The 21,300-nt window shown below is 41.4% G+C and carries 29 protein-coding genes; 19 read left to right on the forward strand and 10 right to left on the reverse strand.

All coding sequences use genetic code 11. The features are described 5' to 3' along the window. Positions 1-247: 247 nt before the first annotated feature. On the reverse strand, positions 248-865 hold the full coding sequence (gene lexA / locus GYO_RS31900; RefSeq protein ID WP_003238209.1) for a transcriptional repressor LexA: 618 nt from the start codon (positions 863-865) through the stop codon (positions 248-250). A gap of 150 nt (positions 866-1,015) precedes the next feature. Here lexA and yneA point away from each other — a divergent pair, with 150 nt between their 5' ends. The 6 genes from yneA (at position 1,016) to GYO_RS31930 (ending at position 5,379) form a co-directional block, all read left to right on the forward strand. Beyond that, positions 1,016-1,333 (forward strand): cell division suppressor protein YneA, encoded by a 318-nt coding sequence (yneA, locus tag GYO_RS31905; RefSeq protein WP_080010081.1) that lies wholly within the window; start codon positions 1,016-1,018, stop codon positions 1,331-1,333. 18 nt (positions 1,334-1,351) lie between these two features. Further along, positions 1,352-2,005, forward strand: coding sequence for a YneB family resolvase-like protein (locus GYO_RS31910; protein WP_014113933.1), 654 nt, complete (start codon positions 1,352-1,354; stop codon positions 2,003-2,005). Positions 2,006-2,068: 63 nt separating this feature from the next. Beyond that, positions 2,069-2,302, forward strand: a complete 234-nt coding sequence (locus tag GYO_RS31915; protein WP_014113934.1) for a DUF896 domain-containing protein — start codon at positions 2,069-2,071, stop codon at positions 2,300-2,302. A gap of 168 nt (positions 2,303-2,470) precedes the next feature. After that, positions 2,471-4,474, forward strand: coding sequence for a transketolase (gene tkt / locus GYO_RS31920; RefSeq protein ID WP_014113935.1), 2,004 nt, complete (start codon positions 2,471-2,473; stop codon positions 4,472-4,474). Positions 4,475-4,628: 154 nt separating this feature from the next. Then, complete coding sequence (sirA, locus tag GYO_RS31925) at positions 4,629-5,075, forward strand: sporulation inhibitor of replication protein SirA (protein WP_014113937.1); 447 nt, start codon at positions 4,629-4,631, stop codon at positions 5,073-5,075. A gap of 85 nt (positions 5,076-5,160) precedes the next feature. Next, the gene (locus tag GYO_RS31930) at positions 5,161-5,379 is read left to right on the forward strand and encodes a YneF family protein (protein WP_003221221.1); all 219 of its coding nucleotides are present in this window, start codon (positions 5,161-5,163) and stop codon (positions 5,377-5,379) included. A 73-nt stretch (positions 5,380-5,452) separates the two neighbouring features. Here the strand turns inward: GYO_RS31930 and ynzD are convergent, their stop codons facing one another. Continuing rightward, on the reverse strand, positions 5,453-5,626 hold the full coding sequence (gene ynzD / locus GYO_RS31935; protein WP_024121579.1) for an aspartyl-phosphate phosphatase YnzD: 174 nt from the start codon (positions 5,624-5,626) through the stop codon (positions 5,453-5,455). A gap of 219 nt (positions 5,627-5,845) precedes the next feature. Between ynzD and ccdA the strand changes: the two genes are divergently transcribed. From ccdA to GYO_RS31950, 3 genes are all read left to right on the forward strand, one after another. Further along, entirely contained in the window at positions 5,846-6,553 is a 708-nt protein-coding gene (ccdA, locus tag GYO_RS31940; protein WP_014113938.1) for a cytochrome c-type biogenesis protein CcdA, read from the forward strand. 88 nt (positions 6,554-6,641) lie between these two features. After that, entirely contained in the window at positions 6,642-7,004 is a 363-nt protein-coding gene (locus tag GYO_RS31945) for a response regulator (RefSeq protein ID WP_014113939.1), read from the forward strand. A gap of 78 nt (positions 7,005-7,082) precedes the next feature. Then, a complete protein-coding gene (locus GYO_RS31950) occupies positions 7,083-7,574 on the forward strand; it encodes a CcdC family protein (RefSeq protein ID WP_072566335.1) in 492 nt (163 codons plus the stop codon). A gap of 30 nt (positions 7,575-7,604) precedes the next feature. Here the strand turns inward: GYO_RS31950 and GYO_RS31955 are convergent, their stop codons facing one another. The 4 genes from GYO_RS31955 to sspO form a co-directional block, all read right to left on the reverse strand. Then, the gene (locus GYO_RS31955) at positions 7,605-8,033 is read right to left on the reverse strand and encodes a DUF2621 domain-containing protein (RefSeq protein ID WP_003221232.1); all 429 of its coding nucleotides are present in this window, start codon (positions 8,031-8,033) and stop codon (positions 7,605-7,607) included. 232 nt (positions 8,034-8,265) lie between these two features. After that, a complete protein-coding gene (cotM, locus tag GYO_RS31960) occupies positions 8,266-8,658 on the reverse strand; it encodes an outer spore coat protein CotM (RefSeq protein WP_079287803.1) in 393 nt (130 codons plus the stop codon). 80 nt (positions 8,659-8,738) lie between these two features. Next, a complete protein-coding gene (locus tag GYO_RS31965; RefSeq protein ID WP_003221237.1) occupies positions 8,739-8,885 on the reverse strand; it encodes a small acid-soluble spore protein P in 147 nt (48 codons plus the stop codon). Positions 8,886-8,917: 32 nt separating this feature from the next. Continuing rightward, positions 8,918-9,064, reverse strand: coding sequence for a small acid-soluble spore protein SspO (gene sspO, locus GYO_RS31970; RefSeq protein WP_003221239.1), 147 nt, complete (start codon positions 9,062-9,064; stop codon positions 8,918-8,920). A gap of 225 nt (positions 9,065-9,289) precedes the next feature. On the opposite strand from sspO, the gene acnA reads away from it, so the two are divergent. From acnA to GYO_RS32005, 7 genes are all read left to right on the forward strand, one after another. Further along, complete coding sequence (acnA, locus tag GYO_RS31975) at positions 9,290-12,019, forward strand: aconitate hydratase AcnA (protein WP_014113941.1); 2,730 nt, start codon at positions 9,290-9,292, stop codon at positions 12,017-12,019. Positions 12,020-12,091: 72 nt separating this feature from the next. Beyond that, positions 12,092-12,604 carry a redoxin domain-containing protein gene (locus tag GYO_RS31980; RefSeq protein ID WP_014113942.1) on the forward strand — a complete coding sequence of 171 codons (513 nt, stop codon included), beginning with the start codon at positions 12,092-12,094 and terminating at the stop codon, positions 12,602-12,604. Positions 12,605-12,683: 79 nt separating this feature from the next. Beyond that, complete coding sequence (locus GYO_RS31985; RefSeq protein WP_003244964.1) at positions 12,684-12,809, forward strand: FbpB family small basic protein; 126 nt, start codon at positions 12,684-12,686, stop codon at positions 12,807-12,809. Positions 12,810-12,873: 64 nt separating this feature from the next. Beyond that, positions 12,874-13,020, forward strand: a complete 147-nt coding sequence (gene sspN / locus GYO_RS31990) for an acid-soluble spore protein SspN (RefSeq protein ID WP_003221249.1) — start codon at positions 12,874-12,876, stop codon at positions 13,018-13,020. 36 nt (positions 13,021-13,056) lie between these two features. After that, entirely contained in the window at positions 13,057-13,308 is a 252-nt protein-coding gene (gene tlp, locus GYO_RS31995) for a small acid-soluble spore protein Tlp (RefSeq protein ID WP_003221250.1), read from the forward strand. A gap of 83 nt (positions 13,309-13,391) precedes the next feature. Continuing rightward, entirely contained in the window at positions 13,392-13,808 is a 417-nt protein-coding gene (locus GYO_RS32000; RefSeq protein ID WP_014113943.1) for a YbgC/FadM family acyl-CoA thioesterase, read from the forward strand. A 15-nt stretch (positions 13,809-13,823) separates the two neighbouring features. Beyond that, the gene (locus tag GYO_RS32005) at positions 13,824-14,123 is read left to right on the forward strand and encodes a hypothetical protein (RefSeq protein ID WP_003221255.1); all 300 of its coding nucleotides are present in this window, start codon (positions 13,824-13,826) and stop codon (positions 14,121-14,123) included. 31 nt (positions 14,124-14,154) lie between these two features. Here the strand turns inward: GYO_RS32005 and GYO_RS32010 are convergent, their stop codons facing one another. Both GYO_RS32010 and plsY read right to left on the reverse strand, forming a co-directional pair. Further along, on the reverse strand, positions 14,155-14,442 hold the full coding sequence (locus GYO_RS32010; protein WP_014113944.1) for a HesB/YadR/YfhF family protein: 288 nt from the start codon (positions 14,440-14,442) through the stop codon (positions 14,155-14,157). Between the two features lie 79 nt (positions 14,443-14,521). Then, a complete protein-coding gene (gene plsY / locus GYO_RS32015) occupies positions 14,522-15,103 on the reverse strand; it encodes a glycerol-3-phosphate 1-O-acyltransferase PlsY (RefSeq protein WP_003221258.1) in 582 nt (193 codons plus the stop codon). A 166-nt stretch (positions 15,104-15,269) separates the two neighbouring features. Here plsY and GYO_RS32020 point away from each other — a divergent pair, with 166 nt between their 5' ends. The 3 genes from GYO_RS32020 to parC all read left to right on the forward strand — a co-directional run bounded on the left by GYO_RS32020 (position 15,270) and on the right by parC (position 20,463). Continuing rightward, the gene (locus tag GYO_RS32020) at positions 15,270-15,677 is read left to right on the forward strand and encodes a CoA-binding protein (RefSeq protein ID WP_014113945.1); all 408 of its coding nucleotides are present in this window, start codon (positions 15,270-15,272) and stop codon (positions 15,675-15,677) included. Positions 15,678-16,072: 395 nt separating this feature from the next. Beyond that, positions 16,073-18,040 carry a DNA topoisomerase IV subunit B gene (gene parE / locus GYO_RS32025; protein ID WP_014113946.1) on the forward strand — a complete coding sequence of 656 codons (1,968 nt, stop codon included), beginning with the start codon at positions 16,073-16,075 and terminating at the stop codon, positions 18,038-18,040. A gap of 2 nt (positions 18,041-18,042) precedes the next feature. Beyond that, complete coding sequence (gene parC, locus GYO_RS32030; protein ID WP_041520973.1) at positions 18,043-20,463, forward strand: DNA topoisomerase IV subunit A; 2,421 nt, start codon at positions 18,043-18,045, stop codon at positions 20,461-20,463. Between the two features lie 47 nt (positions 20,464-20,510). Here the strand turns inward: parC and GYO_RS44235 are convergent, their stop codons facing one another. Together GYO_RS44235 and GYO_RS32040 are read right to left on the reverse strand one after the other, a co-directional pair. Continuing rightward, positions 20,511-20,636, reverse strand: a complete 126-nt coding sequence (locus GYO_RS44235; RefSeq protein ID WP_014113948.1) for a hypothetical protein — start codon at positions 20,634-20,636, stop codon at positions 20,511-20,513. 25 nt (positions 20,637-20,661) lie between these two features. Beyond that, entirely contained in the window at positions 20,662-21,015 is a 354-nt protein-coding gene (locus GYO_RS32040) for a hypothetical protein (protein WP_014113949.1), read from the reverse strand. Positions 21,016-21,300: the final 285 nt, after the last annotated feature.

Consider the following 21,300-nt stretch of genomic DNA (forward strand, 5'->3'; position numbering starts at 1 on the left):
AACATTTTTAAGGACATAGCGTCTAATGTTTTAAACGGACAATATTCAGATGAAAGTTTCCTAAAGGAAAGAAAATTTCTTGACTTCAACAATTGTTTGGTGGATAATTATGGTGTAAACATGATGTTCTTTTTCCTCCTATTCAGGCTCGCACCCATAAGTCAGGGCGAGCCTGCTTTTTTGTACAATAAACCCCCTCTCCATAAAGGAAGAGGGGGTTATTTCATGCATTTGATAGATCAATAGGTTAATGGACGGTTCTGAACACGCCAATCACTTTCCCTAGAATGCTGACATTCTGCAAGATGATAGGTTCCATCGTTGGGTTTTCAGGCTGTAAGCGAATGTGAGTATCCTCTTTATAGAAACGTTTTACCGTAGCTTCATCATCTTCTGTCATCGCAACTACAATTTCCCCGTTGTTCGCTGTATTTTGCTGTTTAACGATGACATAATCCTTATCGAGAATACCAGCATCAATCATACTGTCTCCCATAATCTCCAGCATAAACACATGCTCGTCCGGAGGAACCATACGGTCAGGAAGCGGAAAATATTCTTCAATATTTTCTACTGCTGTAATAGGAGATCCCGCCGTGACTTTCCCGATGACCGGTACATTAACGACCTGACTTTGCGGAATGTCTACTTCTTCATCAAGTATTTCTATTGCTCTAGGTTTTGTCGGATCCCGTCTGATCAGCCCTTTTGTTTCCAGACGGGCCAAATGGCCGTGGACAGTTGAGCTGGACGCAAGCCCAACAGCCTCTCCGATTTCTCTCACGGAAGGCGGATATCCTTTTGATTTAACCTCTGCTTTAATAAACCGGAGGATATCAAGTTGCCTTTTTGATAGCTTCGTCATTTTTCGCACCTCAAAACGTCGATTTTAAGAAGATTATAGCATGATTTTCCTTACAGTACAAACATAGGTTCGAAAAAAACAATTGACAGAAACGTTTGTTCGTATATACTGAAATTATAAAAAAGCGAACAAACATTCCTGTTGGAGGTTATGATCATGAGTAAAGAATCTATTATTTTTGTCGTTCTATTCTCAGTGATTTTGAGCGCGGTTATCCTTTTGCTGTCATATACAAGCAGCGGTCAGGAGCTTAATCAGTATGCTAAAATAGAAGTCCAGCAAGGCGACACACTTTGGTCAATTGCTGATCAGGTAGCAGATACAAAAAAGATAAACAAAAACGATTTTATTGAATGGGTAGCTGATAAAAATCATCTTCAGACGTCTGATATCCAGCCGGGAGATGAGTTGGTGATTCCATTGAAAAAGAAGCATCAGGATGCATATGAATTGGCAACTGTAAGATAGAGAGGAAAGATAGAAAAAATGAAAGCACTCATATATGCCCGCGTAAGCACAAATAAAGAACAGCAGGAAACTTCATTAAAGCGGCAGGTGGAGGAGCTAACGGCCATTGCAGCCGAGAACGGCATGGAAGTCGTCAAAGTGATTTCTGAAAAAGCCAGCGGATATGAAATGGATCGGGACGGTGTATTTGAGCTGCTTGATGAGATCAAGAATTCGGGAATTGATGTTATTTTGGTTCAGGATGAGACTAGGCTCGGTCGGGGAAATGCAAAAATCGCCCTGCTCCATTGTATCTACAGAGAAGATGTGAAAGTCTATACAACGGCTCACAGAGGTGAACTGGAGTTATCGGAGGCTGACTCGATGGTGCTGGAGATCGTCAGCATTGTGGAAGAGTACCAGAGGAAAATTCACAATATGAAAATCAAGCGGGGAATGAAGCGTGCAGTAAAAAACGGTTTTAAACCGCAAAAAAACCTGAAAAACCAACATGAAAACAGCGGAAAGGAAAGAATAGAGGTCCCAATCTCAGAGATCGTCCGCCTAAGAGCGAATAAACTGACGTTCGCAGAAATTGCCGCAACGCTAAGAGGGTTTGGCTATGATGTGTCTAAAGCGACCGTCCACCGGCGGTATCAGGAATACATAGAGAATGACGAGACAGCCGAGTGAATCAGTTGTAAAACTCTTTTTGATCTAGTACTATATAGACAAAATGCAATAAAGGAGTTTAACATGATTTCAAACGCTAAAATTGCCAGAATTAATGAACTTGCTGCTAAAGCCAAAGCTGGCGTTATGACAGAAGAAGAAAAAGCCGAACAGCAAAAGCTTCGTCAAGAGTACTTGAAAGGTTTTCGCTCTTCTATGAAAAACACGTTAAAAAGTGTGAAAATCATAGACCCAGAAGGCAATGATGTAACACCAGAAAAGCTAAAAAAAGAACAACAAAATAACAAACTTCACTAATATAAGAGGAATACGGAAATATCGTATTCCTCTTTTGCATATACTATAAGCAAAACTCTTATGTGACAAAATTCAACAAGTTTCTCTCAAATTTAAGCTGAAACAGTTGAGAAAAAGTCGTCAGACATTTATGATGTAAGGGTACAACACATAAGGAAGGGGATTTTTATGGATACAATTGAAAAGAAATCAGTTGCTACCATTCGCACACTGTCAATAGACGCTATTGAAAAAGCAAATTCTGGTCACCCAGGGATGCCAATGGGGGCCGCTCCAATGGCATACACGCTGTGGACAAAATTTATGAACGTAAGTCCGGCAAACCCTGGCTGGTTTAACCGTGACCGTTTTGTTTTATCTGCTGGACACGGATCAGCACTTTTATACAGCATGCTTCATTTAAGCGGGTTTGATCTTAGCATCGAAGATCTTAAGGGATTCCGCCAGTGGGGCAGCAAAACACCTGGACATCCTGAATTCGGACATACTGCCGGTGTTGATGCGACAACAGGTCCGCTCGGCCAAGGAATTGCCATGGCGGTCGGAATGGCTATCGCTGAACGCCATTTAGCAGAAACTTACAACCGCGATTCATTTAACGTAGTCGATCATTATACATACAGTATTTGCGGTGATGGTGATTTAATGGAGGGCATTTCTTCTGAAGCTGCTTCACTCGCAGGCCATCTTCAGCTTGGCCGTCTGATCGTATTATACGATTCTAATGACATCTCTCTTGATGGAGATCTCGACCGTTCATTCTCTGAAAATGCAAAACAGCGTTTTGAAGCAATGAATTGGGAAGTTCTTTATGTTGAGGATGGAAACAACATCGAAGAATTAACAGCGGCTATCGAAAAAGCACGCCAAAATGAAAAGAAACCTACATTAATTGAAGTGAAAACGACAATCGGTTTCGGTTCACCTAACCGTGCCGGCACATCCGGTGTTCACGGTGCTCCGCTTGGTAAAGAGGAAAGCAAGTTAACAAAAGAAGCTTACGCGTGGACATATGAAGAAGATTTCTACGTACCGTCAGAAGTATATGAGCATTTTGCTGCAGTGGTTAAAGAATCAGGCGAGAAAAAAGAACAAGAATGGAATGCTCAATTCGCTAAATATAAAGAAGTTTATCCTGAACTTGCTGAACAGCTTGAGCTGGCAATCAAAGGAGAGCTTCCGAAGGACTGGGATCAAGAGGTTCCTGTTTATGAAAAAGGAAGCAGCCTGGCATCCCGTGCCTCTTCCGGTGAAGTTCTCAACGGACTTGCGAAAAAAATTCCATTCTTTGTCGGAGGATCTGCTGACCTAGCGGGATCAAACAAAACGACAATTAAAAATGCCGGTGATTTTACAGCGGTTGATTACTCAGGCAAAAACTTCTGGTTCGGTGTTCGTGAATTTGCGATGGGTGCAGCCTTAAATGGTATGGCGCTCCATGGCGGACTGCGTGTATTCGGCGGAACTTTCTTTGTCTTCTCTGATTACCTGCGTCCGGCAATTCGCCTTGCAGCGTTAATGGGTCTTCCTGTCACTTATGTCTTCACACATGACAGTATTGCGGTAGGTGAAGACGGCCCGACGCACGAGCCTGTTGAACAGCTTGCTTCACTCCGTGCGATGCCTAACCTTTCCTTGATCCGTCCTGCAGACGGAAATGAGACAGCGGCAGCATGGAAGCTTGCAGTGCAAAGCACTGATCAGCCAACAGCGCTAGTATTGACACGCCAAAACCTTCCTACGATTGACCAAACTGCTGAAGAAGCATTGGCAGGAGTAGAAAAAGGAGCATATGTCGTTTCTAAATCTAAAAACGAAACACCTGACGCTCTTCTTATCGCTTCAGGCTCTGAAGTAGGTCTTGCGATTGAAGCACAAGCTGAATTGGCAAAAGAAAATATCGATGTTTCTGTTGTCAGCATGCCTTCAATGGACCGTTTCGATAAACAATCTGTTGAATACAAAAACTCTGTCCTTCCTGCAGATGTGAAAAAACGTCTTGCGATTGAGATGGGCGCATCATTTGGATGGGGCAAATACACAGGGCTTGATGGAGACGTGCTCGGCATAGACCGATTCGGTGCATCTGCTCCTGGCGAAACCGTCATCAATGAATACGGCTTCTCAGTTCCAAACGTAGTGAACCGAGTTAAAGCATTACTCAATAAGTAAAAGTCTTTTAAAGAGGATGAGTCAAATCATCCTCTTTTTCTTGTTTATCCGACAAAAATAGTATTGGCTGTTTAACAGTAATAGACAATTCTTTCTTTTCTTCTTTTGTATAATAGAGAGCAAATGAAATGCTGCTGGAAAAGGGGATGAAAAGATGGAACGTCACTACTATACGTACCTGATAAAAGAGGAGTTTGCTAATCACTATTTCGGGCGGGAATCGGTTATGTTTGAGCTGTTTCAAGACTATCATTGGACAAGCCTGACAAAGCAGCAGTATGAAATGACAGAGAAACAGATTCAATATATTACACAGCCAATCCCGATTCTACATATGCATCAGCGGTTAAAAATGAATTTACACAATACGGATTACAGGCAGCTAGATTATATTTATAGATTAGCTTTGCCGAAAGCAAAAGGCCACGCGACGTTTATGATGAAGGAGCACATGATAGAATTAGTGGCTTCGGGGGATTACGAGGCAGAAACGATTTTCTTTGAGGTGTTGAGAAAAGTAAGCCCTTGCTTTCTGGCTATGGATTTTAATTCGAAGCGTTATGGATGGCTAAATCCGGTGAAAGAAAGAAATTTTGTCTAAAACCGAAGAAAAAGAGATGTAAATGTTGTATAATAGCTTTTGGTTTAGTACACTTTAAACTAGACAACATGAAGGAGGAAATAAAATGACTTTATGGGTTGGCATCCTAGTGGGCGTAGTTGCATTGCTCATAGGTGTTGCACTCGGGTTTTTTATTGCTCGTAAATATATGATGAGCTACCTTAAAAAGAATCCGCCTATTAATGAACAAATGTTACGCATGATGATGATGCAAATGGGAATGAAACCTTCTCAAAAGAAAATCAATCAAATGATGAAAGCCATGAATAATCAAACGAAATAATACGTAAAGATTATGATATAGAGAAACATGGTTATAAAATAAAAAACCCTTATACGGGTTTTTTATTTTGCAATCATTCATCACCCGCTACTGCTCTAAGGCGCTGCTTTTGATATTGTATGAGAAGATGGTCAAGCTCCTGACTGAGCTCTATCGTAATATGAGATGTCATTCCGTTCGCCATGACAATTTGCAGCAGCTCTGCTCTTTTTTTTTCAATTTCATTTAATAGATGCTCTCTAATCACAGGGATGTATCCTTTCATACATTAGATCTTCAAAGTGAATGTTTATATTATATCCATATTTATACTAATTTTCAAATGAGAAGGAGTACAATATCTCAATGTCAAATTAAATTATATAAGTTTTTTCTGTAAATAGAAATCCTTCAAGTGAAAGTGTTAAAAAAATGAAATGATTTTGTCATAACTTGAAGGAATGTCAAATCATGAAGGGATGATGACATGGGAGACGTGAATTATTTTTTGACATTCGGAGCGGGATTTTTATCCTTTATTTCGCCTTGCTGCCTGCCGCTTTACCCAGCTTTCTTGTCATATATTACAGGGGTCAGCATGGATGATGTGAAAACAGAAAAGCTGCTGCTGCAGAAAAGAAGCTTGTTTCATACTTTGTGTTTTTTGCTTGGCTTTTCAGTCATTTTTATCGCTTTAGGCTATGGAACATCTTTTGTTGGCAGCCTGTTTAGGGATTATCACGATGCAATTCGGCAAATTGGAGCGTTGCTTATTATTTTGTTCGGTTTCATTACGCTCGGCGTGTTCCGGCCTGAGGCTATGATGAAAGAGCGGAGAATCCACTTTAAGCATAAACCAAGCGGGTTTTTAGGTTCCGTCTTAATTGGAATGGCATTTGCGGCGGGATGGACGCCATGTACCGGTCCGATATTAGCTGCTGTTATCACACTTGCAAGCACAAATCCAGGCTCAGCGGTGCCGTACATGATGTTATATGTACTCGGTTTTGCTGTTCCGTTTCTTTTATTGTCTTTCTTTATCACAAAACTGAAGTGGATAAGAAAGAACCAGCTTTTGATCATGAAAGCAGGCGGCGTTTTGATGATTGTGATTGGTGTGCTGTTATTCTTTAATTGGATGAGCCTGATCATTATTTTGCTGTCGGATCTTTTTGGAGGATTCACTGGTTTTTGACGGTAAATTACTTTCGTACTACTACTAGTCCTTTTGTTTTTGGTACAATAAGACTATTATCTGTGGAAATCGATTGTTGGAGGGGAATATGACAAGAGTTTTAGTTGTAGACGACGCCAAGTTCATGAGGGTGAAAATCAGAGAGATCTTGGAAGAGGCAAATTACATAATCGCAGGCGAAGCCGCGGACGGTGAGCAAGCAGCGGACCTGTATAAAAAACTGCGGCCGGACATCGTGACAATGGATATTACAATGCCAGTGAAAAACGGCATTAAGGCGCTTCGTGATATCTTAACCTTCGATCCTAAAGCGAAGGTCATCATGTGCACCGCCATGCGCCAGCAAAGAATTGTAACGGAAGCGATTGAGCTGGGGGCAAAGGACTTTATTGTCAAGCCGTTTGAGGAAACAAAAGTGTTAGAGGCTGTCAGCCGCGTTATGGGATATTAACGTCATTTCTTTTCAAAATGGTTTTTTTTATTGTTTTGGAGTATAGTATATAGTATCAACACTCCTAGAAACAAAGGAATGATAAGTATGATGATTATAGTTTCATCGATTATTGCTGTGTTAATGGCTGTAGCTGTGATGGTGGTCAGAATAAAGTCCTCTGACAAGCCCGTTTCACCGAAAAAAATCATTCTTCCGCCGATTTTTATGAGTACGGGAGCGTTAATGTTTTTATTTCCGGTATTTTGGGTCACTGGTGCAGAGTTTTTAGAATCAATCACTTTAGGCGTGATTTTTTCTATTTTTCTCATCAAAACTTCTAAGTTTGAAATTAAAAATAATGAAATTTACATGAAACGCTCTAAAGCATTTGTATTTATATTAGTCGGTCTTTTGGTGATCAGAATCGCGATGAAATCGATTTTGAGCACATCAATTGATTACGGCGCATTGAGCGGAATGTTTTGGATTCTGGCTTTCGGTATGATTGTGCCGTGGAGAATCGCCATGTATTTATCATATCGAAAACTTCATAACGAGCTGCAGTCAGCTAATATTCAAATGAATTAAAAAACCTTTCCTTCTATCAGGAAAGGTTTTTTATTTGAGAAGGGTCTGATAAGGTTCGAGATCGATTTTTTTGTCCTGCAGATGTCTTTTTAAGAAGGTATGGTCTCTTTTAGGAGTTGCGAGAATATAGCCTCTGATCATCAGTTGCTGATCAATCTTTGATACCTTTTCTTCTAATGCAAGCTCACCGATTTTACCTGCGATTTTGGCTTTTGCTGCATCTCTGAACAGCTCCGGAACCGGCGAAACCAATTCATTAAGAAATTGTTTGTTTTCATTGCTCCACAAATGCATGCTGTTTTCGATATAGTAATCCTGCCAATCAAGCTCTGACCTGCCGTCTTCTTTCGGTAAACGCTTTAAAAACTTTCGAAACATAAAAAAACCGCCGATTGATAATAAGACAACCATCATGATCACCCAAAACAGAATAAACCACAAAAACCAGCCTTCCAGCATCAATCATTCCCCCCTTATTCTAACCATATTGTATACGAAGAGAGATTAGAAGAACACAGTAAAAAAAGAATAGAAAGAAATGATAGACGTCTAGTCAAAAGAGATAGTAGATCATATTCTATTGTATAGTGAATCTGCTATTTGGCCATGGGAGAGTCACTAGAGGGTATTTGACGATAAATGGACGGAAAAAAGTCACTTTCATAATAGGGGATGAAAGTGACTTTTTATATTAGCTGAGAGGAAATTGAAGAGAAAAAGAAGAACCATCTTCTGTTTCTTTATTGACGGCAACTGTGAGTATTTGATTTTCGCATTCGGTTTGAATGGTTTTGTCATTAAAATAAAAAGGAAGCATCATTTGTTTTTCAAAAGTCTGCCCTGACGATTTGACTGTTAAGATGAACTCGCAGCCAGACAGAGTAACCGTTACTTGTGTCGGCTGTAAAAAAGTCAGATCCGCTTCAATAATATACTGCTGACTTGTTTCATATAAATCAATAGGCAATGTTTCATCGTACCAGGCGAAGGGGTCTTCAAAAAATTGCCGAAGCCATTCATCCATACTATCGAAATCATTAGCGTCATTACGTTTTGAATGGGTCATGGAAGCATTCCTCCACATATCAACCTTGCTTTACATCATATGCGGAATATCAGAAATGGGTGAACGCATAAAAAAACAGACACTAAGGTCTGCTTTTCTTACATATCATGGCTTGAGTTGTGCTTCTGTCTTGTGTGGTTTCGGTTTTTTACTTTTTTGCTACCGCTGAGAGGCTCCGGCTGACCCGGATTGTGTCCTTTAGGGGCGTTTTTATGCATATCTTTACTTGTATTTTTATTGGTCATAAAATGAGAACCTCCTTAAAAAGAGTCCGGTGCTATTGATTGGTTTTTCTTTTTTTATTATTTTGGCGTTCAGCTTCAGTCAGTACAAGCTGGTCGTTTTCGACGTAGCCGGCGCCTTTGCCTTGGCTTTTCGCGTCATTCATTCCGTTAATGACGTGATTCGCTTTTCTTTTGACCATCATTATCACCTCAATCATAATATGGCTCCTTTTGTTGTGTTATATGAGAGAGCATAAACAGTAATAATTACCGGTACATTTGTCTGATAAGCCGAACTTATTGTATTTAATAAAAACATTGATATTTACTTATGTATGATTTTGTTTTAATATGAAATTGTGAGAAAATTGTGATGGAATTTACTTCATCTGAGAATGATCTGATCTGAAGGGGGATTTTGGAGAATGGCAAACGAGCAAAAAACTGCAGCAAAAGACGTTTTCCAAGCGAGAAAAACGTTTACTACTAATGGGAAAACATATCATTACTACTCTTTAAAGGCGTTAGAAGATTCAGGAATCGGGAAGGTTTCGAAGCTTCCTTATTCTATCAAAGTTCTTTTAGAATCAGTATTGCGTCAAGTTGACGGATTCGTCATCAAAAAAGAACACGTAGAAAATTTGGCAAAGTGGGGAACTGCCGAATTAAAGGAAATCGACGTTCCGTTTAAACCGTCTCGTGTTATTTTACAAGACTTCACAGGGGTTCCGGCAGTAGTAGACCTTGCTTCACTGCGTAAAGCGATGGCAGCTGTCGGCGGAGATCCTGATAAAATTAACCCTGAAATTCCTGTTGATCTCGTTATCGACCACTCTGTACAGGTTGATAAAGCGGGCACAGAAGATGCGTTAGCTATTAATATGGACTTGGAATTCGAAAGAAATGCAGAACGCTACAAATTTTTAAGCTGGGCAAAGAAAGCGTTTAATAACTATCAGGCAGTGCCGCCTGCAACAGGTATCGTGCACCAGGTAAACCTAGAGTTCCTGGCAAGTGTCGTCCATGCCATTGAAGAAGACGGTGAACTTGTAACGTATCCTGATACGCTTGTCGGAACAGACTCACATACCACAATGATTAACGGTATCGGTGTTCTTGGCTGGGGTGTCGGCGGAATTGAAGCTGAAGCGGGAATGCTTGGACAGCCTTCTTACTTCCCAGTTCCTGAGGTAATCGGCGCGAAACTTGTCGGCAAGCTTCCGAACGGAACAACAGCTACTGACTTGGCGTTAAAAGTGACACAGGTGCTGCGTGAAAAAGGCGTTGTCGGCAAGTTTGTTGAATTCTTTGGACCGGGAGTTGCAGAACTGCCGCTTGCAGATCGCGCAACTATTGCGAACATGGCTCCGGAATACGGTGCTACATGCGGATTCTTCCCAGTAGATGAAGAAGCGCTAAACTATCTGCGCCTGACAGGCCGTGATCCTGAACATATTGATGTAGTCGAAGCATACTGCAGAAGCAATGGCTTGTTTTACACTCCAGATGCGGAAGACCCTCAATTTACTGATGTGGTTGAAATTGACCTGTCTCAAATTGAAGCAAACTTATCAGGTCCAAAACGCCCTCAGGATTTGATCCCGCTTTCTGCTATGCAGGAAACGTTTAAAAAGCATTTAGTCAGCCCTGCGGGTAACCAAGGATTCGGTTTACATGCAGAAGAAGAAGAAAAAGAAATTAAGTTTAAACTCCTTAATGGCGAAGAAACAGTTATGAAAACGGGTGCGATCGCCATTGCTGCGATCACAAGCTGTACGAATACATCCAACCCGTTCGTTCTGATCGGCGCCGGACTCGTAGCGAAAAAAGCGGTTGAGTTAGGGCTTAAAGTGCCTAATTACGTAAAAACGTCACTTGCACCGGGCTCTAAAGTCGTTACAGGATATCTTGTGAATTCAGGCCTTCTTCCATACATGAAAGAGCTTGGTTTTAACCTCGTTGGGTACGGATGTACAACATGTATCGGAAACTCAGGTCCGCTTTCACCAGAAATCGAAGAAGCGGTTGCGAAAAATGATCTTCTGATTACATCTGTCCTTTCCGGAAACCGTAACTTTGAAGGGCGTATTCACCCGCTGGTTAAAGGTAACTATCTTGCTTCTCCGCCGCTCGTTGTGGCATATGCGCTGGCTGGAACGGTAAACATTAATTTGAAAACTGATCCGATCGGTGTGGGCAAGGATGGTCAAAACGTATACTTTAACGATATTTGGCCATCAATGGACGAAATCAATTCACTTGTTAAGCAAACTGTTACGCCTGAGCTCTTCCGCAAAGAGTATGAAACAGTATTTGATGACAACAAGCGATGGAACGAGATTGAAACAACAGATGAAGCCCTATATAAATGGGATAACGAGTCAACTTACATTCAAAACCCGCCATTCTTCGAAGAAATGTCTGTTGATCCAGGTAAGGTTGAGCCATTAAAAGGTCTGCGTGTTGTCGGTAAATTCGGCGATTCAGTCACAACTGACCATATTTCTCCTGCGGGGGCAATCGGAAAAGACACGCCTGCCGGAAAGTATTTGCAAGAAAAAGGCGTTTCTCCTCGTGACTTTAACTCCTACGGTTCCCGCCGCGGAAACCATGAAGTTATGATGAGAGGAACATTTGCAAACATCCGCATCAAAAACCAAATCGCACCGGGTACAGAAGGCGGATTTACAACGTACTGGCCGACTGGTGAAGTAACGTCCATCTATGATGCGTGCATGAGATACAAAGAAGATAAAACAGGTCTTGTCGTATTAGCAGGAAAAGACTACGGTATGGGATCTTCACGTGACTGGGCTGCAAAAGGAACAAACCTTCTCGGCATCAGAACGGTAATTGCTGAAAGCTTTGAAAGAATTCACAGAAGCAACCTTGTATTCATGGGTGTGCTGCCGCTTCAGTTTAAACAAGGTGAAAATGCGGAAACACTCGGTTTAACAGGTAAAGAAGTTATCGAGGTTGATGTGGATGAAACAGTTCGCCCTCGTGACCTTGTGACAGTAAGAGCAATCAATGAAGACGGTAATGTAACAACATTTGAAGCAGTCGTCCGCTTTGATAGTGAAGTGGAAATTGATTACTATCGCCATGGCGGCATCCTGCAAATGGTGCTTCGTGAAAAAATGAAGCAGTCCTGATGAATCTATAGGAAGAGAAGGCATTTCTGCTTTCTCTTCTTTTTATGACAAAGTGTGCTGCGGAGGTGGCATATGCTGAAAAAATGGCTCGCAGGTATCCTGCTTATCATGCTTGCCGGTTATATGGGATGGAATTTGTATCAAACATACAGCAAAAAAGAAGTGGGGATTGAAGAGGGACAGCAAGCACCTGATTTTTCTTTGAAAACGCTATCAGGAGAGAAAAGTTCCTTACAGGACACAAAAGGCAAAAAAGTGCTGCTCAATTTCTGGGCAACTTGGTGTAAACCGTGCCGTCAGGAAATGCCGGCGATGGAACAGCTGCAAAAAGAACACGCTGACGAACTTGCGGTTGTTGCGGTAAATTTCACTTCAGCTGAGAAAAGCGAGAAACAGGTCCGGGCATTTGCTGAAACGTATGATTTAACGTTTCCCATTCTGATTGATAAACAAGGGATCAATGCTGACTATAACGTGATGTCATATCCAACGACGTATATCTTAAATGAAAAAGGTGTTATTCAAGACATACACATTGGCACCATGACAAAAAAAGAAATGGAACAAAAACTGGATCTTGATTAGATTCAGTTTTTTTATGTTCAGATATGCTTACAAGTTTTCAGAATTGGAAAAAATAAAAGAATATGCGGAGGTGAGAAGAGTGAAGAAGATGAGAAAGCGTTCTTTTCATGAGCTCGTCATGGAAAACAAAAAAGAGCTGATGACCAATACGGAGTATTTAAATCAGCTTGAGGAAAAGCTTGAACAGCGATTTAAGCAAAAATAACCTTTAATTTGTATTCATGTTTACCCCTCCTTTTGAGAATCCTATCTGTTGAGGAGGGATAAACATGGGAAACAACAAGAAAAACGGTCAGCCTCAATATGCTCCAAGCCACTTGGGTACAAAGCCTGTAAAATATAAAGCCAATAAAGGGGAAAAAATGCATGATACTTCAGGGCAGCAGCCGATCATCATGCAGACAAAAGGCGAGTAGCGCCGAATCAAGTTTATTTCTAGGGGGTACATCCGAATGACAAAGAACCAAAATCAATACCAGCAGCCTAATCCTGATGATCGTTCTGATAACGTAGAAAAATTGCAGGATATGGTTCAAAATACAATTGAAAACATAGAAGAAGCAGAGGAATCAATGGAGTTTGCTTCAGGAGAAGATAAACAGCGTATCAAAGAAAAAAATGAAAGACGCGAACAGAGTATCGAAGCGTTTCGTAATGAAATTCAAGACGAATCTGCAGCGAGACAAAACGGATACCGTTCATAAAAACCAGGGAAACCTGGTTTTTTTCTTTCTGATTTGATTATGGTAAAATGGGGCTAAATTGACGTTAAGGGAGCAGAGTAATCTTGCATGTATCAAAAAAAGAAATAGAAGTGCGTTATGCAGAAACAGATCAAATGGGGATTGTTTATCACGCAAATTATCTTGTATGGATGGAGGTCGGCAGAACGGCCCTCATTAAGGACTTAGGCTTTTTATACAGTGATATGGAAAAGAGAGGCGTTCTGTCTCCAGTCGTTGATATCAATATTTCCTATAAAAAGCCGCTTCATTACGGAGAAACCGCGGTTGTGCAAACATGGATAGAGGAATACAACGGTTTTAAAACCGTCTATGGTTATCACATTTATAATCCGGCCGGTGAGCTTTCCATCAAAGCCACCTCATCTCATATTTGTGTAGATAAAGAAAGCTTTAAGCCTATTCAGTTTCGTAAAGCTTTCCCTGATTGGCACGAGGCATATGAAAAGGCCAAAAAATAGGGAAGTGAACGAGATATGGCGTTTGGTGTGAAACGTGAGGAACTCAACCGGTGGAAACAAGCAGTGAAAAGAGGAGAAATCGCATTTTTAACACATTACTGGCTGGATGACCGGTTTCCGGAAGCAAAGACTGTGACAAAAGCAGGCTGTGCAGATATTGATAAGCTGATTCAGTGGGGAGCGGCGTACGGTTTAAAAAAAGAATGGATACATAAAAAAAGTGAATTTCCTCACTTTGATCTGCTGGGTGAGACACAAAAATATATTTTGGAGCAAGAAAACCTGACAGATCATCTTATCAGATTTCATTTATAAAAAAAGAGCGCACATAATGTGCGTTCTTTTTTTATTGGTATTCAAAAACCGGTTCATCAGCGTCTGCTGAATAGCTGACTAGTAGGTCGTGGTTATCGAAGTACCAAAGATCACTTTCTTCAATAAAGAAGGTGATGCCGCCGGCTTCTGCAGTGGCTCCAGCCTCTTGTGGGGCATCTTTCGCCACTCCGAGGGAAAATCCCTTTTGAACGTTGCTGCAGCCGCCGTAGCGGACGAAAAAGCGAACCTGGTCTCCGCTTTCTAAATCGAGCTCTTCCTTATACCAGTTCAGTGCGTCTTCGTTAATTGTCATATTCATAACAGAACACCCCTTTGTTCTTCATTTGAATTTTCTCTATTATAAACGTATTAGGCTATTCTGTGTCAAAAGAGAAGGTTTATAACCATTTCACTTTAGGTTCTGTTTTATTAATAATTCGTTTAATGTTCGCCCGGTGTCTGTATATCACAAAAATAGTGAGCAAGGTAACGACAATCAATAAATACTTATCATGGACAAAGAGACTATATATAACAGTATAGATCCCTGTTAACATCGATGACAGAGAAACAAATTTAGTTAAGTATAAAAAGATGAAAAATACCGCGACCATCGTGATAAATAACAGAGGTGCGTAAAATAGCAAAACGCCTCCGGACGTTGCCACGGCTTTGCCGCCTTTAAATTTAGCGAAGACGGGAAACACATGGCCCAAAACTGCAAAGACTCCTGCTAGAAGCGGGTGAATATCAACATGCATGAGAAAAGGCAATGCAGTTGCCAGCGTACCTTTCAAAATATCTCCGGCTATCACGATCGAACCAGCTTTTACGCCCAACGTACGGAATGCATTGGTAGCTCCTAAGTTGCCGCTCCCGTGCTCCCGGATATCAATTCCCTTGGCAAGCTTGCCAACAATTAAGCCAGATGGAATGCTGCCTATCAAGTAGGCCAAAATAATCAATAAAGCAATTAACATCTACATTTCTCCTTTTTCAAAATCCCTTCTTTCTATTTTAACATGAGATATCATAATCTGATGATAAGTTTTTTAAAGTTTGCTTACAAATAAAATCAAACATGCATCATATTTTGATTTCTTACATTTTGATCGTGTAAAATAGATGAAAAAGGAGTGGTACATGATGCAAAACCCTTCCAAAGCGGAAATTAAAGAGATTCTTGATCAAAGCAAGCGAATCGCGGTAGTGGGGCTTTCTGACCGCCCGGATAGAACGTCGTATATGGTTTCCAAAGCGATGCAGGATGCGGGCTATGAAATCATTCCCGTCAATCCTACAATTGATGAGGCACTTGGTGTCAAAGCTGTTTCATCTTTACAGGAGATTGATGGTCCGATTGACATCGTCAATGTATTCCGGCGCTCAGAACAGCTGCCAGGCGTGGCGGAAGAGTTTTTGGAGACAGACGCTCCAGTATTTTGGGCACAGCAAGGGCTGGTAAACGAAGAAGCTTACCAGATGCTAAAGCAAAAAGACAGAACGGTTATCATGGATCTGTGCATAAAAGTGGCGCACGCTGTAACAAAATAGATGCAGAACTGCAAAAATCCTTGTGAATTCAAGGATTTTTGCTTTTTAATTTTAAGATATTGTTTGCGTATTACGGTGAAACAGATACAATAAAGCTTGAACAGCTTTTTTTGAATACCTTGTCTAGCTGGGTTTCGGCCGTTCGATTTGCGAAGGTCTGCTGCTTTATATATAATAAACAAACATACGTTCTCATAGTGTAAAAACAGCACTATCCGATGTTTTGCGAACTGATTCGTTAGCTCTATGTTGCGATTGCAAACATATTGGTTATAATGAGGAGTCCAAGGCAGTACTGGCTCGAGGCGAGGTTTATAACAAATACTTTATACTATTGATGGTGTAACACTGAAAAAGAGAAAGACAATGTTAGTTTTTGAAAGGGGTTTGTACGTTTGGCTAGAAAACAGCAATTTGATTACAACGAAGATGCCATACAGGTGCTCGAAGGCCTTGAGGCTGTCAGGAAAAGGCCGGGTATGTATATTGGCTCTACTGACGCACGGGGCTTGCACCACTTGGTTTATGAAATTGTAGATAACTCTGTCGACGAGGTGCTTGCCGGCCATGGAGATCACATAATCGTCAAAATACATAAAGACAACAGTATATCTGTACAGGATAGAGGCCGCGGCATGCCAACCGGAATGCATAAGCTCGGCAAACCAACCCCTGAAGTGATTTTAACGGTGCTTCATGCCGGAGGAAAGTTCGGTCAAGGCGGCTATAAGACAAGCGGAGGGCTGCACGGAGTTGGTGCATCAGTTGTGAATGCTTTATCTGAATGGCTGACGGTTACCATTGAGCGGGACGGTTTCGTCTATCAGCAGCGTTTTGAACACGGAGGAAAGCCAGTCACATCTCTCGAAAAGATCGGCAAAACAAAAAAGACAGGAACGCTAACACACTTTAAGCCAGATCCAACGATGTTCAGCACAACGACTTATAATTTTGAAACGCTTTCTGAACGCTTAAGAGAATCTGCGTTTTTGTTAAAAGGATTAAAAATTGAGCTGATTGACGAGCGCAATGACCAGCAAGAGGTCTTTTATTATGAGAACGGCATAGAAGCGTTTGTCGCTTACTTAAATGAGGAAAAAGACGCCTTGTCTGAAGTGGTCTCATTTGAGGGAGAGCATCATTCAATAGAAGTGGACTTTGCGTTCCAGTTTAACGACGGCTATTCTGAAAACATTTTATCGTTTGTTAATAACGTCAGAACAAAAGACGGCGGGACTCATGAGTCAGGTGCAAAAACAGCGATGACACGTGCTTTTAATGAATATGCGCGAAAAGTGGCTTTGCTGAAAGAAAAGGATAAAAACCTGGAAGGCACTGATATAAGGGAAGGGCTTTCAGCCATTATTTCTGTTCGGATTCCTGAGGAGCTTCTTCAATTTGAAGGACAAACAAAAGGAAAGCTGGGTACGAGTGAAGCGAGATCAGCAGTTGATGCGATTGTTTCGGAGCAGCTTGCTTACTTTTTAGAGGAAAACCGGGATACTGCAACGCTTCTTGTCAAAAAAGCTATCAAAGCGAGCCAGGCACGCGAAGCGGCACGCAAAGCCCGTGAAGAAGCAAGAAGCGGCAAAAAACGAAAAAAATCAGAAGCGACATTAAGCGGGAAGCTGACGCCTGCGGGTTCGAGAAACCCGGCAAAAAATGAATTGTATCTCGTTGAGGGGGATTCTGCAGGCGGATCAGCCAAGCAGGGAAGAGACCGCAGATTCCAAGCAGTTCTGCCTTTACGCGGTAAAGTCATTAATACGGAAAAAGCTAAGCTTGCTGATATCTTTAAAAATGAAGAGATCAATACAATCATACATGCGATCGGCGGGGGTGTCGGAGCTGATTTCTCAATCGATGATATCAACTACGACAAAATCATCATTATGACCGATGCGGATACGGACGGCGCTCATATTCAAGTGCTGCTTCTTACCTTTTTCTATCGCTATATGAAGCCGCTCATTGAACATGGCAAAGTGTTCATTGCACTGCCTCCTTTATATAAGGTCAGCAAAGGAAGCGGAAAAAAGGAAATCATTGAATATGCATGGTCTGATGAAGAGATGGGTGATGTCCTGAAAAAAGTCGGCAAAGGTTATACCATTCAGCGATATAAGGGTCTTGGAGAGATGAACGCAGACCAGCTGTGGGAAACGACGATGAATCCGGAGTCACGTACGCTTGTAAGGGTCAAAATCGACGATGCGGCACGTGTAGAGAGACGTGTCACGACGTTAATGGGAGACAAAGTAGAGCCGCGCAGAAAGTGGATTGAGAAAAACGTCGCTTTCGGCTTAGATGAAGAAAGCAATATTTTAGAAAATGAAAACTTATCGGTCGCTGAGGAGGTTTAATGTTGTCACAGCCAGAATTATTTCATGATTTACCATTAGAAGAGGTGATCGGCGACCGTTTTGGACGCTATAGTAAATATATTATTCAAGACAGGGCGCTTCCTGATGCAAGAGACGGCTTAAAGCCGGTACAGCGCAGAATTCTGTACGCGATGCATACAGATGGAAACACGTTTGATAAAAACTTCAGAAAAGCGGCCAAAACGGTCGGTAACGTCATCGGTAACTATCATCCGCACGGTGATAGTTCGGTTTATGAAGCAATGGTGCGGATGAGCCAGGATTGGAAAGTGCGAAATGTGTTAATTGAAATGCATGGGAACAACGGAAGCATCGACGGAGATCCCCCGGCAGCTATGCGTTATACAGAAGCGAGGTTATCTCCGATCGCTTCTGAGCTTCTTCGGGATATTGACAAAAATACAGTTGAATTTGTGCCGAACTTCGATGATACAAGCAAGGAGCCTGTTGTACTCCCGGCGATGTTTCCTAACCTATTGGTCAACGGATCTACCGGGATTTCAGCAGGATACGCAACCGACATTCCCCCTCATCATCTGGGAGAAGTCATTGATGCTGTCATCAAGCGCATTCAAATGCCATCTTGCTCTGTTGATGAACTCATGGAAGTCATTAAAGGGCCTGATTTTCCGACAGGCGGGATTATTCAAGGCGTTGACGGCATAAAAAAAGCTTACGAAACCGGAAAAGGAAAAATTATTATCCGCGGAAAAGCTGAAATTGAAACAATCAGAGGCGGACGAGAACAAATTGTCATTACGGAAATTCCATTTGAAGTGAATAAAGCAAACCTTGTGAAAAAAATGGACGAGTACCGCATTGATAAAAAGGTTGAAGGCATCTCAGAGGTTCGCGATGAAACGGATCGAACTGGGCTGAGAGTGGTCATTGAACTGAAAAAAGAAGCGGATGCCAAAGGCATTTTGAATTTCTTATATAAAAATACTGATTTGCAGATCACCTATAACTTTAACATGGTGGCTATTCATAATCGCCGTCCGATGTTGATGAGCCTGCCGTCTATTTTGGATGCATATATCGGCCACCAAAAGGAAGTCGTCACAAACCGGTCCGTTTATGAGCTTCAAAAAGCAAAAGACAGACATCACATCGTAGAAGGACTCATGAAAGCTTTGTCCATTTTGGATGAAGTCATTGCAACAATTCGTTCTTCAAGCGATAAACGTGACGCTAAAAACAACTTGATAGCGAAATATGAATTTACAGAGCCTCAGGCTGAAGCCATCGTGTCACTGCAGCTATATCGTTTAACCAATACAGATATCACAGCACTGAAAGAAGAAGCAGAAGAGCTCGGCAAAAAAATTGAAGAGCTCGAATCCATTCTGAGCAATGATAAAAAGCTGTTAAAAGTGATCACAAACAGCTTAAAAGCACTGAAAAAGAAATATGCAGACACGAGGCGCTCCGTGATTGAAGAAAAAATTGAGGAAATTAAGATTAACCTTGAAGTCATGGTTGCGTCTGAGGATGTATATGTGACCGTTACGAAGGATGGCTACCTAAAACGGACGAGCCAGCGTTCATTTGCCGCTTCCAACGGCCAGGATTTCGGAATGAAAGATACGGACAGGATGCTCCATCAGTTTGAAATGAATACGACGGATGTGCTGCTGCTCTTTACGAACAAAGGAAGCTACATTTATTGTCCGGTTCACCAGCTGCCTGATATTAGATGGAAGGACATGGGCCAGCATTTTTCAAATATAATCACCATTGACCGTGATGAAACGATTGTAAAGGCCATACCGATAAAAGAATTTGATCCGTCGGCGTATCTATTGTTCTTTACGAAAAACGGAATGGTGAAAAAGACAGAGCTCACCCATTATAAAGCACAGCGTTATTCTAAAGCGCTTGTGGCCTTAAATCTGAAGGGTGAAGACGAACTGATTGATGTACATGTAACAAATGGGGAAAGCCAGATCTTTATGGCCACTCACCTAGGGTATGGCTTATGGTTTGGAGAAGACGAAGTAAATGTAGTTGGCGCGCGTGCCGCTGGTGTCAAAGGGATTAACTTAAAAGAAGATGACTTTGTTGTCTCTGGAGAAATCCTTCAAGAATCTGATTCAATTGTATTGTTCACACAGCGGGGAGCGGTGAAACGCATGAGTCTTTCCGAGTTTGAAAAAACATCCCGTGCAAAACGTGGTGTTGTTATGCTAAGGGAACTGAAGAAGAATCCTCACCGGGTCGTAGCGCTGTTCGCTTGCGGTCTTGAACAGCGGCTTATGGTGGAAACAGAAAAAGGCGACAGAAAAGAACTGCAGGCAAAAGACTTGCGGACAAACGACAGATACAGCAATGGCTCTTTCTTTATTGATGAAGAGGAATCAGGCAAGGTTACAGCTGTCTGGCGCCTTCATACAGAACAATAATAAAAAACCCGCTCATATCATGTGAGCGGGTTTCGTTTGTATTTCAATTAGCTTTCATGGCTAGTGAAAAGATCTGTAAAGGCATGAACAAATTCGATTCCTTGCCATACAAATAAATTCAGCGCGGTGAAAGAAAATAAGCCTAAAATCACCATTCTTAAGATAAACAACATGTTTAACAGCCTCCTCATATTTTCGTTATATAATCGGGTGATGTTGAACATGAAGTTTGCCGAAATAAGACGATTGATAAAATTTGGCCAGTATAAAGCTTTTTTTCCGCTGGCGCCTGCGGGAGTATCCCGTACTTTTGCTTTCAGCGGTCAGAAGCAGAACAGCCATTGCCCATAGAGCAGTCAGCGCAAATGCCCCTGTGATGGATTTCTTCTCATCATCTGCATTTTGCCCGGCTTTCATCTCATGCATTTCCTGCTGGTCGGCTACGGCTTTATAATGATGGCCTATATCAAAGGCGTGGGGAATTGAGAACAAATGAAAGCTGGCAATCGCCAAAAATAAGATGGACGCTTTTAGTATCGTTACTTTTTTCAAATGATCTCCCCCTCCTTTAATATTACTGAATATTTTTATAATAATACCCTAACCCATCCTAAAAGTAAACCGATTTATTAAATTTAAAAATAAATTTCACTTTGTTAAGTATATATCTTTTTGCTTATTTTTAAAGAGAAATTTCTTTTATTAGTGTATGTATACTAAGATGTGAATAAAAACACATTTTAAAAGATATGTTTGTTGTTTAGGAATTATGATTTTATTTATCAAAGGAAACGGAAGGTGGCAGGAAAGAAATTCTTACTTTTAAAAGAGAAATCT

It is taken from the genome of Bacillus spizizenii TU-B-10 (assembly GCF_000227465.1).
Lineage (GTDB): Bacteria > Bacillota > Bacilli > Bacillales > Bacillaceae > Bacillus > Bacillus spizizenii.

Coding starts and splice junctions, on each gene's coding strand:
- lexA (WP_003238209.1), bottom strand. CDS start 865: ATGACGAAGCTATCAAAAAGGCAACTTGATATCCTCCGGTTTATTAAA.
- yneA (WP_080010081.1), top strand. CDS start 1,016: ATGATCATGAGTAAAGAATCTATTATTTTTGTCGTTCTATTCTCAGTG.
- GYO_RS31910 (WP_014113933.1), top strand. CDS start 1,352: ATGAAAGCACTCATATATGCCCGCGTAAGCACAAATAAAGAACAGCAG.
- GYO_RS31915 (WP_014113934.1), top strand. CDS start 2,069: ATGATTTCAAACGCTAAAATTGCCAGAATTAATGAACTTGCTGCTAAA.
- tkt (WP_014113935.1), top strand. CDS start 2,471: ATGGATACAATTGAAAAGAAATCAGTTGCTACCATTCGCACACTGTCA.
- sirA (WP_014113937.1), top strand. CDS start 4,629: ATGGAACGTCACTACTATACGTACCTGATAAAAGAGGAGTTTGCTAAT.
- GYO_RS31930 (WP_003221221.1), top strand. CDS start 5,161: ATGACTTTATGGGTTGGCATCCTAGTGGGCGTAGTTGCATTGCTCATA.
- ccdA (WP_014113938.1), top strand. CDS start 5,846: ATGGGAGACGTGAATTATTTTTTGACATTCGGAGCGGGATTTTTATCC.
- GYO_RS31945 (WP_014113939.1), top strand. CDS start 6,642: ATGACAAGAGTTTTAGTTGTAGACGACGCCAAGTTCATGAGGGTGAAA.
- GYO_RS31950 (WP_072566335.1), top strand. CDS start 7,083: ATGATAAGTATGATGATTATAGTTTCATCGATTATTGCTGTGTTAATG.
- GYO_RS31955 (WP_003221232.1), bottom strand. CDS start 8,033: ATGCTGGAAGGCTGGTTTTTGTGGTTTATTCTGTTTTGGGTGATCATG.
- cotM (WP_079287803.1), bottom strand. CDS start 8,658: ATGTGGAGGAATGCTTCCATGACCCATTCAAAACGTAATGACGCTAAT.
- GYO_RS31965 (WP_003221237.1), bottom strand. CDS start 8,885: ATGACCAATAAAAATACAAGTAAAGATATGCATAAAAACGCCCCTAAA.
- sspO (WP_003221239.1), bottom strand. CDS start 9,064: ATGGTCAAAAGAAAAGCGAATCACGTCATTAACGGAATGAATGACGCG.
- acnA (WP_014113941.1), top strand. CDS start 9,290: ATGGCAAACGAGCAAAAAACTGCAGCAAAAGACGTTTTCCAAGCGAGA.
- GYO_RS31980 (WP_014113942.1), top strand. CDS start 12,092: ATGCTGAAAAAATGGCTCGCAGGTATCCTGCTTATCATGCTTGCCGGT.
- sspN (WP_003221249.1), top strand. CDS start 12,874: ATGGGAAACAACAAGAAAAACGGTCAGCCTCAATATGCTCCAAGCCAC.
- tlp (WP_003221250.1), top strand. CDS start 13,057: ATGACAAAGAACCAAAATCAATACCAGCAGCCTAATCCTGATGATCGT.
- GYO_RS32005 (WP_003221255.1), top strand. CDS start 13,824: ATGGCGTTTGGTGTGAAACGTGAGGAACTCAACCGGTGGAAACAAGCA.
- GYO_RS32010 (WP_014113944.1), bottom strand. CDS start 14,442: ATGAATATGACAATTAACGAAGACGCACTGAACTGGTATAAGGAAGAG.
- plsY (WP_003221258.1), bottom strand. CDS start 15,103: ATGTTAATTGCTTTATTGATTATTTTGGCCTACTTGATAGGCAGCATT.
- GYO_RS32020 (WP_014113945.1), top strand. CDS start 15,270: ATGCAAAACCCTTCCAAAGCGGAAATTAAAGAGATTCTTGATCAAAGC.
- GYO_RS44235 (WP_014113948.1), bottom strand. CDS start 20,636: ATGTTGTTTATCTTAAGAATGGTGATTTTAGGCTTATTTTCTTTCACC.